We start from the raw sequence: 17,156 nt of genomic DNA on the forward strand, positions 1-17,156 counted from the left end.
CGACATGATGCGTTTTTGCCCCAACTGCCACACCGAGCGTGGCCTGGACGAGCTGTTCTGCGCCGGCAGCGTGCACGGTCAGCCCTGCGCCTGGGACCTGTCCGCCGAGCCGATCCACGCCGATGGCTGGCGCCCGAACGAGGCCGCGCCGGGCGAGGCCCAGGCGGCCGATGCCGGTCACCCTATCGAATCGGCGGCCCCGACCGATCTATCGACCACAGAGCCGGCCAAAGCCGTCAGCGCCTCGGCGCCCGCGCTGGCACCGCAGTGCAGCAACGGCCATGCCCTGGAGCCCGGCGACCTGATGTGCCTGACCTGCGGCGCGCCAGTGGCTGTCATCGCCCAGGCGAAGCAGGCTCAAGCCTCGAACGCTGAGCTGCCCACCTGCGCGCCTGTCGACGGGACCACGGGCGATGCGCCGGCCAGCGACACCCCCAGCGAAGTGGAAGGCTGGCGACTGGAACAGGCGATCAGCAACACCGACGGCATCCGCGAGCGCTACCTGGCCGAGCACCGCGAGAGCAGCCAACGCGCCGTGCTCACCCTCTACCGCCCCGGCGCCGAGCCGGACCCGGCCGTCTACGACGTCCTGCGCCGCCTGCCCCTGGCCCACGTGCCCGAGCTGTTCGCCACCGGCCGTTGGCAAGGCCGCGCCTTCGAAGTGATCGAGGCGCTGGACGGCGGCAGCCTGGCCGACCTCGGCCCCGTGGTGGTCGACCTCGACAGTGCCAGCCATCTGCTGCGCGAAGTGGGCCAGGCCCTGCACGCCTTCAACGAAGCCGGCCTGCGCCACCGCGACCTGCGTCCGACCAGCCTGCTGGTGCGCAGCTGCGAGCCGCTGGACATGGTCATCAGCGGCTTCGGCTCGGCGCGCCTGTCGGAGTTCGACCTGGACATCGTCTCGCCCCTGGAAACCAGCCGCTACATGGCGCCCGAAGCGGTCGCCGGCGGTGTGGCCGCGGCGTCGGACTGGTGGAGCCTGGGCATGATCCTGCTCGAACAACTGACCCGCGGCGCCTGCTTCGAGGGCGTGCAGGCCAACGCTTTCCTCATCCATGTGCTGGCCAACGGCGTGCCACTGCCCGATACCCTGGAGCCGCGCCTGCACCTGCTGCTGCGCGGCCTGCTCGCCCGTGACCGCCACCAGCGCTGGCAGTGGCCACAGGTGGCGGCCTGGCTCGACGGCGCGGACGTGCCGGCACCGCCGGCCGCCAACGAAACGCCGGACGATGGCAGCGGCGCGCGCCTGTCGCTCGGCGAGCGCCAGTACCGCAACGCCCAGGTCTTCGCCCTCGCCGCAGCGCAAGCGGAGCACTGGGCCGAAGCCTTGCAGCACCTGCTGCGCGGGGTGGTCGTGACCTGGGCCGAACAAGCCGGCCTGGCACCCACGCTGCTCGCGGGGCTGCGCCAAGTGGTGCAGCACGAAGGCTTGCACGACGACCTGCGCCTGATGCTCGCCCTGAAGCTGCTCAACCCGGAAATCCCGCTGATCCTGCGCGGCGAGATCGTCACCCCCGGCTGGCTGCTGGAGCACCCGCTGGAGGGCTATGCGCTGATCAGCGGCGACGTGCCCGAGCTGCTCGAACGCCTGCACAACGACCACTGGCTCAGCCGCCTCAAGACTCGCGCGCAGAACGTGCGCCAGCGCGCCCTGCACCAACACATCGAGCTGGTCGAAGACGACTTGCGCATCTATTTGCTGTCGACCTCGCGGGCCACCCTGGCCAGCCAATGGGAGGCCCGCCAGCGGCTGTTCCCCGACACCGACCACCCCGGTTTGCAGTCGCTCAGCCAGCGCCGCTTGATCGCCGAAGAAGACCTGATCGTGCTGCTCAGCGCGAGCCTGGACCAGTTCCGCGCCGCCGACGCGATCGTCGCCGAAGCCGCCGCGCTGGCGCGCGAGCACGAAGTGGGCTGGTTCGAGGCCGACACCGCCGCGCAACGCCTGCAACGCCCGCAGGCCGAGCTGATGCGCAGTGTCGACGAGCGCATCCAGGGCTTTGCCCGCTGCGGTGTGGAAGCGGTCGACCAGTGGGCCGAACAGTTCCGGCTGGAACGGCGCATGCCCCTGGCCCAAGCCCTGGTGCTGCTGGCGATCGAACCCAGCCAATGGCTGGAGCCGCAGAAGCAGCAATACGTCGCGCAGATCCTGGACTTCTTCGAGAAGAAGGTGGTGAGCGCGGTGATGCGCGGCCCGCTGGTGCGCATGGCCATCGGCAAGACCACGGCCCGTGTCGACCTCAACGAACTGCACAGCGAGCGACGCCCTGCCCCGGCCTTGCTCGACCACCTGCTGCAACGCAACGCCCGGGCGGTCAGCCTCGACCCACAGACGCTGCAACTCGACCCAGGCCTGGCCGCGCGTCTGCACGGCCTGCATCGGCAGAGCGCGCTGTACAAGCGCGACACCGGCATCGACGGGCTGTACCTGGGCTTCCCCTTCCTGCTCAGCCGCGACGCGCGCAGTAACGCGCGGCCTCGCATCGTTCCGGTGCTGCTGTGGCCGCTGAGCCTGCAACTGGAAGTGGGCCAACGCGGCCAAGCCGCCCTGGCCTTCGACAGCGAGCGCGAAGAAGTGCGCCTGAACCCGGCGCTGGAAAGCGTGCTGGGCGTCGAGGCGTGCAAGCGCTGGCGCGCCACGGCCGATGAGCTGTTGGGCCGCTCGTCCCTGCGCGCCAGCGACGTGATGGACGCCTTCGGCATGCTCGCCCCGGCCCGCGCGCGCCAGCTCGGCGCACTGCCCAGCCCGTCGCTGCAACTGGCCTCGGACCAGGACGAACTGGCCTGCGCGGCGGTGCTGTTCCACGTCACCTTCATGGGCCAGGCCATTGGCGAAGACCTGCGCCACCTCAAGAGCCTCGCGCCCTCGGGCACGGGCCTGGAAACCGCGCTGCGCCTGCGGGCGGCCGAATCCACCGCCGGCGAGCTCGCCGAGCCCCAGACGGTGGGCGAGTTGCACCGTTACTTCACCGTAGCCAGCGACCCGTCCCAGGAAGCGGCGGTGATGCAGGCCCGGCAAGGCCCAGGCTTGCTGGTCGAAGGCCCGCCCGGCACCGGCAAGAGCCAGACCATCGTCAACATGGTGGCCGATGCCATCGGCCGCCAACGCAGCCTGCTGATCGTCTGCCAGAAGCATGCGGCGCTGGAGGTGGTGCACAAGCGCCTGGTCGCCGAAGGCCTGGGCCAGCGCGTGGTCATGCTCAACGACATCAACCGCGACCGCGAGCCAGTCATTCGCGGCATCCGCGAGCAACTCGACACCTTGTTCGGCCAAGGCAATCCCAGTGCGCCCTGGCAGCGCCAGCGCCAGCAGTTGGCCGCGCGCATCGAAACCCTTGAAGGCGAGCTCGACCGCTACCACCAGAGCCTGCACCAGCCAGACCCCGACAGCGGCCTGAGCTACCGGCGCCTGCTCGGCGAACTGATCGAGCTGCAGTCGGGGCCCGCGCCGCTGCACTTCCCGGCCCTGCGCCAGCGTCTGGCCGACCTCGACATCGGCAGCCTGGCCCAATTGGAGGAGCGTTGCGCCCCGCTGATCGGCCTGTGGCTGCCGGCGCGCTACGAGGGCAGCCCGCTGGCCCGCCTGCAAGCCTTCGCCGCCGACGCCCCCACCCTTGAGGCCTTCGCCGAAACCTTGCAGCGCTTCGGCGAGGTCGAAGCCCAGCGCGAAGCGGCCCTGCTGGCGCATCCGGCCAGCTTCGAACTCGACGATCCGGCCCCCTACCGCGCCTGGCTCGCCGCCCACGCCAACACCTTGCTCGGCCTCGACGAGCGCGCCTGCCAGCGCCTGGCGCAATGGCTACCCCTGTTCCGCGAAAGCCCTGGCGACGGCACCTTGCGTGGCCACGCGCTGCTGAGCCAATTGCACGCGCTGGACGCGGCACTGGCCGCTATGGAGCAGAGCGCGCATCACGCCGACCTGTCGCCAGCGCTGGGCCAACTCGACGATACGACCTTCGCCCGTGTGGCCGACGACGCCCGACGCGTGCATGCCAACCGGGGCTGGCAACGCTGGCTCAACCCGATGCACCATCTGCGTCGCCGCCGCCTGCACGGCTTCCTCGCCCCCCTCGGCCACGACGACCTCGACACGGCGCTGCTGCCCCTGCTGGGCGCCGCGCAGTTGGAACGCGCCTGGCGCCCCTTGCGCGGGCAATTGCAGGCCGTACAGCGCGCGCTCGAACTGCCGCCGGTACCCGCCGACAGCGGCTCCGACCTGCTGCCCAAGGCGCGCAGCGTGCAACGCCACCTGCACCAGGTGCGGCAACTGGCCGAAGCGTTAGCGCAATCGCCGCGCCCGGCCCAGAGCGATGCCGCCGCGCTCGGTGGCGACCCGCGCCAGGTGCAGGCGCTGCTGGCCGACGTCGACGCCTCCTTGCTGCGCCAGGGCGCGCGCCAGGCCAGCCTGGTGCGCCTCGAACTGCTGAGCCAGTGGCTGGACGCCGACCTGGAGGCCGAGCTGGCCGATGCCGTGCGCCACAACCGCAGTACCCAGGCCAGCCTGCAAGCCCTGCAAGACGCGCTGCCCAGCCTTGCCGCCTATCAGCGCTTCCGCGCCCGCGCCACCTTGTTGTCGGACGCCGAACTGGCGCTGCTGGCTTTGCTGCGTCAGCGCCAGGACGCCCTCGACGCCGTGCCAGCCGCACAGCTCGAAGGCACGGTCCGCCGCCTGCTCAACCTGGAAGCCCGCCTCGGTTGGAAGCACCGCATCGAGCAAGCCCACCCCGAGCTGCTGTTCAGTCAGCACGAAGCGCAGGCCAAGATCGCCAGCCTGGCCGAGGCCGACGTGCAGATGCGCCTGCTCAACCGCGATCTGCTCGGCCAGGGCATCGACCCCGATCGTCTGGGCAACCGCAAGCAATGGGAAGACCTCACCCGCCTCACTGGCAAGCGCTCTCGGCGTCTGCGCGAGTTCATCGAGCTGGGCAGCCGCATCGGGCTGATGCACCTGCGCCCCGTCTGGCTGATGAACCCGGACGTGGCCAGCCGCGTGTTGCCGCTGCAGGCCGGGCTGTTCGACACGGTGATCTACGACGAAGCCTCGCAGATGCCGGTGGAATACGCCTTGCCGACGCTGTTCCGCGGCAAGGTCACGGTGGTCAGCGGCGACGAGAAGCAGATGCCGCCCACCGCGTTCTTCTCCAGCCGCATCGAGAGCGACGAGGCGCAGGTGTTCGATGGCGACGAACCGGACGAGGACACCGACGAAGAACAGCGTGAGGCGTTCGAAGACACCTGGAACCGCCGCGAGATCAAGGACTGCCCGGACCTGCTGCAACTGGCGCGCAACGTGCTGCCCAGCACCACGCTGCAGATCCATTACCGCTCGGCCTACCGCGAGCTGATCGGCTTCTCCAACGCCTCGTTCTACGGCAATCGCCTGAACGTGCCGGTGCGCCACCCACAGGCCAACATCCAGCGCATCAAGCCATTGGAGCTGATCCAGGTCGAAGGCGTGTACCAGAACCAGAGCAACCCTGCCGAAGCAGAACGGGTGGTCGACTACCTCGCCGATCTGTGGCAGCAGCCTTTCGCCGCGCGCGAGTCGGTGGGCGTAGTGACCTTCAACCGCAAACAGGCCGAGCTGATCGAAGATTGCCTGGAACTGCGCGCCGAGCAGGACCCGGCCTTCCGCGCGGCCTACGCCGAAGAGCGCGAGCGCAGCGAAGACGGCGAGAACATGGCGGTGTTCGTCAAGAACGTCGAAAACGTACAGGGCGACGAGCGCGACATCATCGTGTTTTCCTCGACCTTCGGCCGCAACGGCCAGGGCACCTTCCGCCGCAACTTCGGTGTGCTCGGGCAGACCGGTGGCGAGCGCCGCTTGAACGTGGCGGTGACGCGGGCACGGCGCAAGGTGGTGATGATCACCTCGATGCCGATCGCCGACATCTCCGACATGCTCAACACCCAGCGTGCTCCGGCCAGCCCGCGCGACTACCTGCAAGGCTACCTGGAATACGCCCGCAGCCTCACCGCCGGGGAGTTCGCCAATGGCGCACGTCTACTCGACCGTTTGCAGACCGACCGCAGCAGCCTCCCGGCGCGCGTCCAGGACGGTGTGCGTGACGGCTTCGTGCGCCTGGTGGGCGAATACATCGCCAGCCTGGGTTGGCAGGCTGCGCCGGCCAGCGAGGGCGATGCTTTCGGCCTCGACTTTGCCATCGAACACCCACTGACCGGCCTGTACGCCATCGGCATCGAGTGCGACGCGCCTTGCCACGCCTTGCTGGCCCATGCCCGGGCGCGGGAAATCTGGCGCCCGCGGGTACTGGGCCGGGCCATCGCGCATCTGCACCGGGTGTCGTCGCAGGCCTGGTATCACGACCCCGCCGCCGAGCGCGAACGCCTGCGCCTGGCGATCGAAGCGGCCATGGGCAGCACGTTGCCCGCACCCGCCCAAGAGGCTTCGGCCTCTTCCACCGAGGTAGCGCCATGAGTGGGCCGAAAGTCGTACGTATCGTTACCCGCGAGGAAATCCTGGCGATCTGCCAGGGCCATCTGCAACGCCTGGCACAGGCCATGGCGGACTGGACGGCGCAGGCCGCTGAGTTGGGCAGCGTCGACACGGCGCAGTTGGCCGCGACCCAGGCCAGGCACGCGCGATTGCAGACGTTGTTGGTCGAAGAGCGCTTCAGCGAATTGCAAAAAGCGGTGCCGGAGGAAATCGAGTTCCTGCGCCGCGACCTGCGCGAGCGCGAAGGTGAGGCGATCGAGCGGGCCGCGCAGCAGCGTCAACGGGCGCGCCGGGTGCGTGAAAACGCCCAGGCGCTGCTCAAGGCACTGGAGACGAGCCGTCAGCCAGTGGCAGCGCACGTGCTGGCAGCGCTGGCCGGCTTGCGTGACCGTCCTGGCCAGGACGATGCGGATGCCGTGCTGGCGCGGGGCTTCGCAGCGCTGGCGTCTGAAGCTGCCTCCCCGACCGCCTTGAGCGAGGCGCAGCAAGCGCTGGCGCAACGGCTCAAGGGCGACGCCGAACAGCCCTCCTACGCCCAGTGGCTGGCCACGCACGGGGCAGGCATCGGGCGTGACGAGCGCCTGTTGCGTATAGACCGCTACATCGCGCAGTTGCAGCTGTTGCAAGGCGCATCCGCGGCGCAGCCCTTCCTGCTCGCTTTGCAGCACGCCGAGCAGGCGCAGCAGCCCGGGCAACGGGCGCTGTTGCTGGACAGCCTGGTGATCGACCTCGCCAGCGCCACCCGCGCCTTCGAGCAGGTGCGCGAGCGGCTGCAACGGGTGCGGGGCCTGGCAGGCGAACTCCATGCACTGGCTGATTCGACGGCCGAGACCGACCCACTACAGGCTGCTACGCAGGCGGCGCTGCGCACGCAGCTGGACGCGTGCGGGCCGGGCGACCGCGTTGCCGAGCTGGATGCCCTGATCGCGCAAGCCCAAGCCGCGCTCGACGCGCACGCCCAGGCCCTGGCGGCCCAGGCACGGCGCGAGGCGGTGCTGCGCGGTTTGAGCAGCCTGGGCTATGAGGTGCGCGAAGGGATGGCCACGGGCTGGGCGCAGACCGGCCGCGTGGTGTTGCGCAAACCGGCTACGCCAGGCTATGGCGTCGAAGTGGGCGGCCAGGCCGAGGGCGCGCGTTTGCAGGTGCGCGCGGTGGCCTTCGATCCGTCGCGCGACAAGGCTCGCGACCTGGATGTCGAAACCTTGTGGTGCGGCGATTTCCAGCGCTTGCAGGCCCTGTTGGGGGAGCAAGGCGATGCCTTGCTGATCGAGCAGGCGCGGGCCGTGGGGGAAGTGCCGTTGAAAGAGGTCGCGCAGGCACAAGCCCACGCCAGCGCCGAGGCGTCGCTGCAACAGCGCCACTGAACGCGTCCGCGCAGCGCGCCGCAGACGCGCGCTGGGTCCTGCCTCCCTGCGGTGCCCTGTTCTATGGCGGTAGTCGCGCCATAAGCGTGCAGGCCGCCATTGTGCATGCCACCCCATGGGGCAATGCTAGCCAGTTAAGCGATTGGGGCCGCTGGGCGGCCCATCGCGGCTAAAGCCGCTCCAACAGGATTGCGCCTGTTCTGTAGGAGCGGCCGGTTCGGCGCTCCGATCAACCGCGATGGGCTGCAAAGCAGCCCCAATGAACACTATTTCAGCTTAACTGACTGGCATTGCCCCATGTGGCACTTCTGGCCTCGGCCGTGACGAACGCCGGCGCTAGCCCGGCAACCTTGCAAAGGGCGCGATCTTTGCAAACGAGCTTACAGGCCCCGCTTTTGTGACCGACGGGTCACATTTTTAACCGGGTATCTCCTACACTCGAAATTCGGTGTCATTGCCGTTCGGAACTATCGCTCAAAACGGGTAGAACTTTCCGCTCGACGCACCGGTCAGCACTTAAGCAGGCCGCGCTATCAAGAGACGTTCTTCTCACGGCCTGCCCACCCCACAGCGCGTTAACGCTTGCGGCCCGGAAGGCCCAGGCGTTTCCAAGGTTGCACAGAATTCGGGGCATGGATTGCAAGACGCTTCACCAGTTCAGAGAAGAGAGCCAGCACGATGTAACGCAAAGGCCCAGAGGGCCTGAATTTAGGGATGGAGAGTACGATGATCAGCGCCGCTGTCGAGCCACATGCAGACACGTTCAAAACGGAACACCGCGGACCTCAGGTCCCAGGCTTCATCACGGCTGGCAGATCACCCGGCGCCAAGCGCCAGCAGAACCCGAACAAACGCAAAGTACTCTTCGTCACCTCGGAGATCGCCGATCTGGTCAAGACCGGCGGCCTGGGCGACGTTTCCGCGGCCCTGCCGCGCGCCCTCTCCGACCTGCACGACGTGCGCGTGCTGATCCCTGGCTACCCGCAGGTGATGGACAGCGACAACCCGATCCACATCGTCGGCCAATTGGGCGGCCATGCCGCGCTGCCGCCGTGCAAGATCGGTCGGATGGACCTGCCTGACGGGCTGGTCATCTACGTGCTGATCTGCCCCGAGCTGTACCAGCGCGAAGGCACCCCCTACGGCGACAACGACGGTCGCGACTGGGCCGACAACCACATCCGCTTCGCCCGCCTGGGCCTAGCCGCCGCCGAGATCGCCGCAGGCGAAGGCCTGGTCCACTGGACGCCGGAACTGGTCCATGCCCACGACTGGCCGGCAGGCCTGGCCCCGGCCTACATGCACTGGCGCGGCTTGAGCACCCCGACCCTGTTCACCATTCACAACCTGGCCTACCAGGGTGTGTACAGCCTGGCCTGCTGCCCCGAACTCGCCATTCCCGAGCACGCCCTGCAACAGGAAGGCATGGAGTTCTACGGCAAGCTGTCGTTCCTCAAAGCAGGCCTGGCCTACTCCAGCCACATCACCACCGTCAGCGCCACCTACGCCCAGGAAATCACCACACCGGCGTTCGGCTGCGGCCTGGACGGCTTCCTCGCCAGCAAGGCTCAGCAAGGGCTGCTCAGCGGCATTCCCAACGGCATCGACGAAAGCTGGGACTCGGCCACCGATGAGCATCTGCAACACAACTTCAGCCTCAACGACTGGGAAGGCAAGGCGCGCAACACTCAGGAAGTGCGCCGCTTGTTCGGTCTGGATGACAGCGAAGGCCCACTGTTCGCCGTGGTCTCGCGTCTGGTCTACCAGAAAGGCCTGGACCTGACCCTGGCGGTGGCCGAGTTCATCGTCGAGCAAGGCGGCCAGATCGCGATCATCGGTCGCGGCGAGCCTGCCGAAGAGCAAGCCATGCGCGAACTCGCCTTGCGCCATCCCGGCCGCATCGGCGTGCGCATCGGCTTCAACGAAACCGATGCGCGGCGCATGTTCGCCGGCAGCGACTTCCTGCTCATGCCGTCGCGCTACGAGCCATGCGGCCTGAGCCAGATGTACGCGCAACGCTTCGGCTCCCTGCCGGTGGCACGTAACACGGGCGGTTTGGCCGACACCATCGAAAACGGCGTGACCGGTTTCCTGTTCGACGAATCCACCCCCGAAAGCTATCGCGAGGCGCTGAACCGTGCCTTCTACGTCTACAGCCAGCCTGAGCTGCTCAACGCCATGCGCTGCCTGTCGATGACCCAACCGTTCAACTGGTGCCAGGCGGTGACCCCATACGCCCGGCTGTTCGAAGACCTCGTCAAACAGGCACACGTCGCCCACTACTGATCCGGAGATCCGAAGATGCACAGACATGGCGCACACCTGCTGGACGCCACGTCCGCGCGCTTCGCCCTCTGGGCGCCAGACGCGCGTCACGTGAACGTAGTGCTCGAGGGGCAAGCGCCCTTCGAGCTCACACCTGAAGAAGATGGCTGGTTTGCAGGCACCGTGCCTTGCACCGCCGGCCAGCACTACCGCTACCAGATCGACCATGACCTGAACGTCGCCGACCCGGCGTCGCGCTATCAACCAGAAGGCGTCACCGGCCCCAGCGTAGTCGTCGACACCCAGGCCTACCACTGGCAGCATCCCTACCCCAACCGTCCTTGGCACACCGCCGTCATCCAGGAAGTCCACGTAGGCGTGCTAGGTGGTTACCAGGGCGTTGGTGCGCATCTGGAACGCCTGGCCAAGCTCGGCATCACCGCCATCGAGCTGATGCCGCTCGGTCAGTTCCCTGGTGATCGCAACTGGGGCTACGACGGCGTACTGCCTTTCGCCGCCCAGCACAGCTACGGCACGCCCGAAGAACTGCGCGCGCTGGTCGACAAGGCCCACGGCCTGGGCATCAGCGTCATGGTCGATGTGGTCTACAACCATTTCGGCCCCGACGGCAACTTCCTGCACGAATACGCCGGTTCGTTCTTCAACGAAGACAAGAAGACCCCCTGGGGTGCGGCCATCGATTTCCGGCAGCCGGCGGTCCGCGAGTTCTTCATCCAGAACGCCTTGATGTGGTTGCAGGACTACCGTATCGACGGCCTGCGCCTGGATGCGGTCCACGCCATCGACTCACCGGATTTCCTCAAAGAGCTGGCCGAGCGAGTACGCAACGAAACCCAAGGCGACCGCCAAGTGTGGCTGGTGCTGGAAAACGAACATAACCAGGCGTTCCTGCTCGAAGAGCACTTCGATGCGCAGTGGAACGACGACGGCCACAACGCTCTGCACGTGCTGCTCACCGACGAGACCGAAGGCTATTACGCCGACTATAAGGACGCGCCGACCCAGCAGTTGGCCCGTTGCTTGTCGGAAGGCTTCGTGTTCCAGGGCCAGGCCAACCGCCATGGCGAACCCCGCGGCGAACCGAGCGGCCATCTGCGGCCCAGCGCCTTCGTGCTGTTCCTGCAAAACCACGACCAGATCGGCAACCGCGCCTTGGGCGAACGCCTGACCCGGCTGACCCCGCCCGCCGCATTGCGCGCTGCCACTGGCTTGCTGCTGCTGTCACCGATGATCCCGTTGCTGTTCATGGGCGACGAGCAAGGCAGCCGGGCGCCGTTTCTGTTCTTCACTGACTTCCACGACGAATTGGCCGACGCAGTGCGCGAAGGTCGACGCGGCGAGTTCGAACATTTCGCCGCCTTCTCGAACCCGGAAACGCGGGAAAAAATTCCCGATCCCAATGCATTGGCTACGTTCCAGGCCTCCAACCCCGATAGTCACGACGTCATCGCCGGCTGGCCCGGGTTGTATCAGCAACTACTGGAACTGCGCCATCGGCTGATCGTGCCGCATCTGCCGGGCACCACTTCGCTCGGTTGCAGCGTGCTGGCCGACAAGGCCGTCAGCGCGCGCTGGCGTTTGGGTAACGGCCAGGAGCTGCGCATCGACCTCAACCTGGGCAAAAGCGCCGTCGACATCGGGCTGCCCGGCCCGGGCGTACGCCTGTTCGACAGTGGCGACACCACGCATTCCGACTCGTCGTTGGCAGCCTACAGCTGCGTCGTCAGCCTGATTCCTACCGTTTCGGAGAGCGCATGAGCGACCACGCCCTGCATCAATTGGCCGCACGGGTCGGCATCGCCCGGGACTGGACCGATGCCAACGACCGCCCTCAGCAAGTCAGCGACGAAGTGCTGCGCGGTGTGCTCAGCGCCTTGGGGCATCCAGCGCAAGATACCGCCGAAGTCAACGAAAGCCTGGCCGCACTGGAACGCCAACAAGACCTTCAGGCATTGCCTAAACTGCTCACATGTGACATTGGCCACGCCTTGCCGTTGCAGCCTTGGTTTCCTGCTGGCAGCACGGCGCGGTGCACCGACGAAAGCGGCAACGTCCGTGAGTGCACCTTGGGTGATCAGGCCGATCTGCCAAACGACTTGCCGCTGGGTTACCACCAGGTCGAGGTCGACGGCCGCTCGCTGACCGTGGCCGTCGCGCCTGCGCGCTGCTACAGCCTGGACGACGCCGTCGAAGAGGCGCCAGCCCGCTGCTGGGGCTTAGCGGCGCAGCTGTACAGCCTGCGCCGCCCAGGCGACGGTGGCTATGGCGACTGCCTGGCGCTCGAACAACTGGCGCGCAGCGCCGCCGAGCGCGGTGCCGACGCGTTGGCGATCAGCCCGATCCATGCGCTGTCGGCCTTCGAGCAGGAGCACTACAGCCCCTATTCCCCCTCCAGCCGTCTGCTGCTCAACACCCTCTATGCCAGCCCCGCCGCCTTGCTAGGTGAACGCGAGGTGCGCGCTGCCATCGAAGCCGAGGGCCTGGCAGACGCCTTGCATGAACTGGAACAGCAACCCTTGGTCGATTGGCCCCGCGCGGCCGAAATGCGCCAGCGCCTGTTGCAGGCCTTGTATAAGGACTTCAGCCAAGGCCAACACCCGCTACGGGCCGATTTCGACAGCTTCCGCGCCGCTGGCGGCGAAGCCTTGGAGCATCACTGTCGCTTCGAAGTGCTGCAAGCCGAGGCAGTCGACCAAGGCCTGGGTGCCGACTGGCGGCGCTGGCCGAAAGCCTGGCACGACCCCTACCACGCCGAAGTCGAAGCCTTCGCCAACACCTACCCGGCGCGGGTCGAGTTCCAGGTGTTCTGCCAGTGGCTGGCCGACCGCAGCCTGCAACGGGCCCAGCAGGCGGCGCGCACCAACGGCATGAAGGTCGGCCTGATCGCCGACCTCGCAGTAGGCGCCGACGGCGCCGGCAGCCAGGCCTGGAGCCGACAGGACGAACTGCTCGCCGACCTCACCGTCGGTGCCCCGCCCGACATCATCAACCGCTCCGGACAAGACTGGGGCATTTGCGGCTTCTCGCCAGAAGGCCTGAGACGCAACGGTTTCCGCGCATTCATCGAAATGCTGCGCGCCAACCTGGCCCACGCCGGCGGCCTGCGCATCGACCATGTGATGGGCCTGCGCCGGCTGTGGTTGATTCCACGCGGGGCTTCGCCGCGCGAAGGCGCCTACGTGCATTACCCGTTCGAGGACATGCTGCGCCTGCTGGCCCTGGAGTCGGTACGTCACCAGGCGATCATGCTCGGCGAGGACCTGGGTACGGTGCCGGACGGCCTGCGTGAGCAGCTGGCCGACAAGGCCGTGTTGGGCATGCGTGTGCTGCCCTTCGAACAGAACGGCCCTGGCCGTTTCACTGCACAGCAGGACTGGCCGGACAACGCCCTGGCCACCACGGGCACCCACGACTTGGCACCGCTGGCCGGCTGGTTGCAAAGCCGCGACATCGACTGGCAAAGCCGCCTGGGTCTGGTCGACAAGGATGCCGAAACGCAATGGCGCGAAGACCGCGCCACGGAATGCGCAGGTCTGCGCCGCTTGCTGGAAGCCGACTACGGCCCTCTGGCCGATGACAGAGCCCTGATCGACGCCGCTATCCAGTTCGTCGGCGAAACCCGCGCACCGCTGGTACTGCTGCCGCTCGAAGACCTGCTCGGCGTCGACGAACAACCCAACTTGCCCGGCACCACCGAAGGCCATCCCAACTGGCGCCGCCGCTTCGACCTCAACACCGAACAACTGCTGGACGATGATGACGCCTTCCGGCGTCTGCAACTGCTGGCGAAGGCCCGCAATAACGCGTGGGAGCGCGACCGATGAAGCCCTTGACTGCGACCGTACGCCTGCAATTTCACAGCGATTTCACCCTCGATCACGCCGTTCCTCTAGTGCCCTACTTCGCTCAACTGGGCATCAGCCATCTTTACGCCTCCCCCATCCTCAAGGCCCGCGCCGGTTCCCGGCACGGCTATGACGTGGTCGACCCGACTCAGGTCAACCCGGAATTGGGCGGCGAAGCGGCCCTTGAACGGCTGGTGGCGGCCATGCGGCAACACGGCATGGGCCTGATCCTCGACACCGTGTCCAACCATATGGCCGTCGGCGGTGCCGACAACCCCTGGTGGCAGAGCCTGCTGGCCTGGGGCCGTCGCAGCCCCTATGCCGAGTTCTTCGACATCCAGTGGAACTCCAACGACCCGCTGCTGGCCGGGCAACTGCTCTTGCCGTTCCTGGGCAACGACTACGGCGTAGCCCTCAAGGAAGGCGAACTGCCGCTGACCTTCGACGCCGAGCACGGCCGTCTGGAGGTGGCGCACCACGAACACCGCTTCCCGATCTGCCCGCTCGACTACGGCCAGGTGCTCAAGCACAGCGAAGTCAGCGAACTGCAAGCCCTGGCCGAGCGCTTCGACGCCCTGCGCCAGGCGCAAGATCCGCTCGAGGCGGCCAAGCCGCTGCAGGCCGAACTGTCGCAGCTGCATGCCGACGGCGCGCGTCTGGACCCCGTGCTGCGCCTGTTCGATGCGCGCAGCGAAGCCGGTTTGCAGCGCCTGCACGCGCTGCTGGAGCGCCAGTCCTACCGCTTGGCCAGCTGGCGCACCGCCGCCGACGACATCAACTGGCGGCGCTTCTTCGACATCAACGAACTGGGCGGCCTGCGCGTCGAACGCGCCAGCGTGTTCGAAGCCACCCATGCCAAACTCTTCGAGCTGATCGAACGCGGGCTGGTGGACGGCCTGCGCATCGACCACATCGACGGCCTGGCCGACCCTCGTGGCTATTGCCGCAAGCTGCGCCGTCGGGTCAATAGCCTGCTCGCCGCACGCCCGGTACAGACGGCGGTCGAACACTTTCCCATCTACGTGGAGAAAATCCTCGGCACCGGCGAACACCTGCACCGCGACTGGAACACCGACGGCACCACCGGTTACGAATTCATGAACCAGGTGTCGCTGGCCCAGCACGACCCGGCTGGCGAAGCGCCTTTGACCGAGCTATGGCAGCGCGTCAGCGAACGCCCCGAATTCCCCGAAGAAGTGCGCCAGGCGCGCCGCCTGGTACTCAACGCAAGCCTGGCCGGCGACTTCGAATCGGTCGCCCAAGCGCTGCTGCAAGTCGCCCGCAACGACCTGATGACCCGCGACCTCACCCTCGGCGCCATTCGCCGTGGTGTGCAGGCGTTGGTCGAGCATTACTCGGTGTACCGCACCTACATCAACGCCTGCGGCCGTCCGAGTGAAGACGAGGCGTTCTTCCAACAAGCGCTCAACGACGCGCGCCAGACGCTGCCCGAGGCCGACTGGCCGGTGCTCGGCCACCTCGAACAGTGGCTTGGCGGCCAGCGCTGGCGTTCGCTGCCGGTGGGCAAGGCGCGCAAGCAGCTGCGCCATGCCTGTGTGCGCTTCCAGCAACTGACTGCGCCGAGCGCCGCCAAAGCCGTGGAAGACACTGCCTTCTACCGTTCGGCGCGCCTGCTTTCGCGCAACGATGTGGGCTTCGAAGCCGAACGCTTCAGCGCGCCGATCGATGAGTTCCACGAAGAAGCCAAGCGCCGGCTGCGTGACTTCCCCGACAACCTGCTCGCCACCGCCACCCACGACCATAAGCGCGGGGAAGACGTGCGCGCACGCCTGGCCGTGCTCAGCGAGCGTGGCCCATGGCTGGCCGAGCGGATCGAACACTGGCGCGAGCTTGCCAGCGGATTGCGCAAGGAAGATGCCGAAGGCCCGGTGCCGAGCCCGGGCGACGAAATGATGCTGTTCCAGCTGCTGCTGGGCAGTTGGCCGCTGGACCTGGACCTGAACGACAGCACCGCAGTGTCGAGCTACATCGAGCGCATCCAGCAGTGGCAGCAGAAGGCCCTGCGCGAAGCCAAGCTGCGCAGCAGCTGGAACGCGCCCAACGAAGACTACGAGAAGGTCTGCACCGGCTACACCGAGCAACTGCTGCAAGGCCGCGAGCACGCCGAGCTGCGCCAGTCGCTGGAGAGTGCCGCGCAGGCTATCTCCACCCCAGGCGCCTTGAACGGGCTGACGCAGACTTTGCTGCGCATGACCGTGCCCGGTGTCCCGGACCTTTACCAGGGCAACGAGTATTGGGACCTGACCCTGGTCGACCCCGACAACCGCCGCCCGGTGGACTATGCCGCCCGCCGCGCCAGCCTGGACGACAGCGCCGCGCTGTCCGAACTGGTCGCGCACTGGCGCGACGGGCGCATCAAGCAAGCGCTGATCGCGCGCGTACTCGACTGCCGCCGCGCGCACCCCGAGCTGTTCCGCCGCGGCGACTACCAGCCGCTGCCGGTCGAAGGCAAGCATGCCGACAAGGTCATGGCGTTCGCCCGCGTCGGTGAGGGCGAACGCGCCGTCGTGGTGCTGCCGCGCCTGGCGGCGAGCCTGTTGGGCGAGCACGCCGACACGCCGTTGATCCCCGCCCATGCCTGGGAAGATACGCGGGTGATTTTGCCGTTCGCCTTGTCTTCCACCACTTGCTCGGGACTTTTCGGAAACAGCGCTGTCAGCCCTACTAAGGAGCTGAAGTTGAGCGCCGTTCTAGCCGAGTTTCCGGTCAATCTGTTGATCGAACATGATTAAGCGCAGCCAGGAGCATCGTGATGAGTGTTGAAGACAAACGTATCCGCGAGTTCGCCTACCAGATCTGGGAGTCCGAGGGCCAACCCCACGGCGAAGACGAGCGTCACTGGAACATGGCCCGCAAGCTGGCAGAAGCCGAGGCGGTAGCGCCCAAGGCCAAGCCGCGCAAAGGGGCCAGTGCCAAAGGCAAGGCCGCCGCCGATGCGGACAAGGCACCAAAAGCCGCGGCCAAGGCCGCCAGCGTCGCCAAGAGCGCCGCCCTGCCAGGTGCCGAAAGCACGACTTCTGGCAAGGCACCTGCGGCGAAATCGTCGGCTGCCAAGTCTTCGGCCAGCAAACCTGCCCCTGCCAAAGCGCCAGCTGCGAAGAAACCCCGCGCAGCGAAGAAACCTTCTGCCGGGTGATCGCCCGACAGTCTCCGGCAATGCACGCAACGTCGCACAGCGGCGGT

7 protein-coding genes are annotated in these 17,156 nt (G+C 67.3%); all 7 read left to right on the forward strand.

Features of this window, described 5'->3' with window-relative positions:
• Positions 1 to 4 precede the first annotated feature (4 nt).
• Positions 5 to 6,439, forward strand: coding sequence for an AAA domain-containing protein (locus ACSMEV_RS15875; protein WP_459206007.1), 6,435 nt, complete (start codon positions 5 to 7; stop codon positions 6,437 to 6,439).
• Positions 6,436 to 7,821, forward strand: a complete 1,386-nt coding sequence (locus ACSMEV_RS15880) for a hypothetical protein (protein WP_459206008.1) — start codon at positions 6,436 to 6,438, stop codon at positions 7,819 to 7,821. The genes ACSMEV_RS15875 and ACSMEV_RS15880 overlap by 4 nt, the downstream gene beginning before the upstream one ends.
• 726 nt (positions 7,822 to 8,547) lie before the next feature.
• Positions 8,548 to 10,107 (forward strand): glycogen synthase GlgA, encoded by a 1,560-nt coding sequence (glgA, locus tag ACSMEV_RS15885; protein ID WP_459206009.1) that lies wholly within the window; start codon positions 8,548 to 8,550, stop codon positions 10,105 to 10,107.
• Between the two features lie 15 nt (positions 10,108 to 10,122).
• Complete coding sequence (gene treZ / locus ACSMEV_RS15890; protein WP_459206010.1) at positions 10,123 to 11,865, forward strand: malto-oligosyltrehalose trehalohydrolase; 1,743 nt, start codon at positions 10,123 to 10,125, stop codon at positions 11,863 to 11,865.
• Positions 11,862 to 13,931 (forward strand): 4-alpha-glucanotransferase, encoded by a 2,070-nt coding sequence (gene malQ / locus ACSMEV_RS15895; protein ID WP_459206011.1) that lies wholly within the window; start codon positions 11,862 to 11,864, stop codon positions 13,929 to 13,931. The genes treZ and malQ overlap by 4 nt, the downstream gene beginning before the upstream one ends.
• Positions 13,928 to 16,705, forward strand: a complete 2,778-nt coding sequence (locus tag ACSMEV_RS15900; RefSeq protein WP_459206012.1) for a malto-oligosyltrehalose synthase — start codon at positions 13,928 to 13,930, stop codon at positions 16,703 to 16,705. Before malQ ends, ACSMEV_RS15900 begins: the two co-directional genes overlap by 4 nt.
• A gap of 20 nt (positions 16,706 to 16,725) precedes the next feature.
• Entirely contained in the window at positions 16,726 to 17,109 is a 384-nt protein-coding gene (locus ACSMEV_RS15905; RefSeq protein ID WP_459206013.1) for a DUF2934 domain-containing protein, read from the forward strand.
• Positions 17,110 to 17,156: the final 47 nt, after the last annotated feature.

This window comes from Pseudomonas sp. MLB6B, assembly GCF_054508135.1.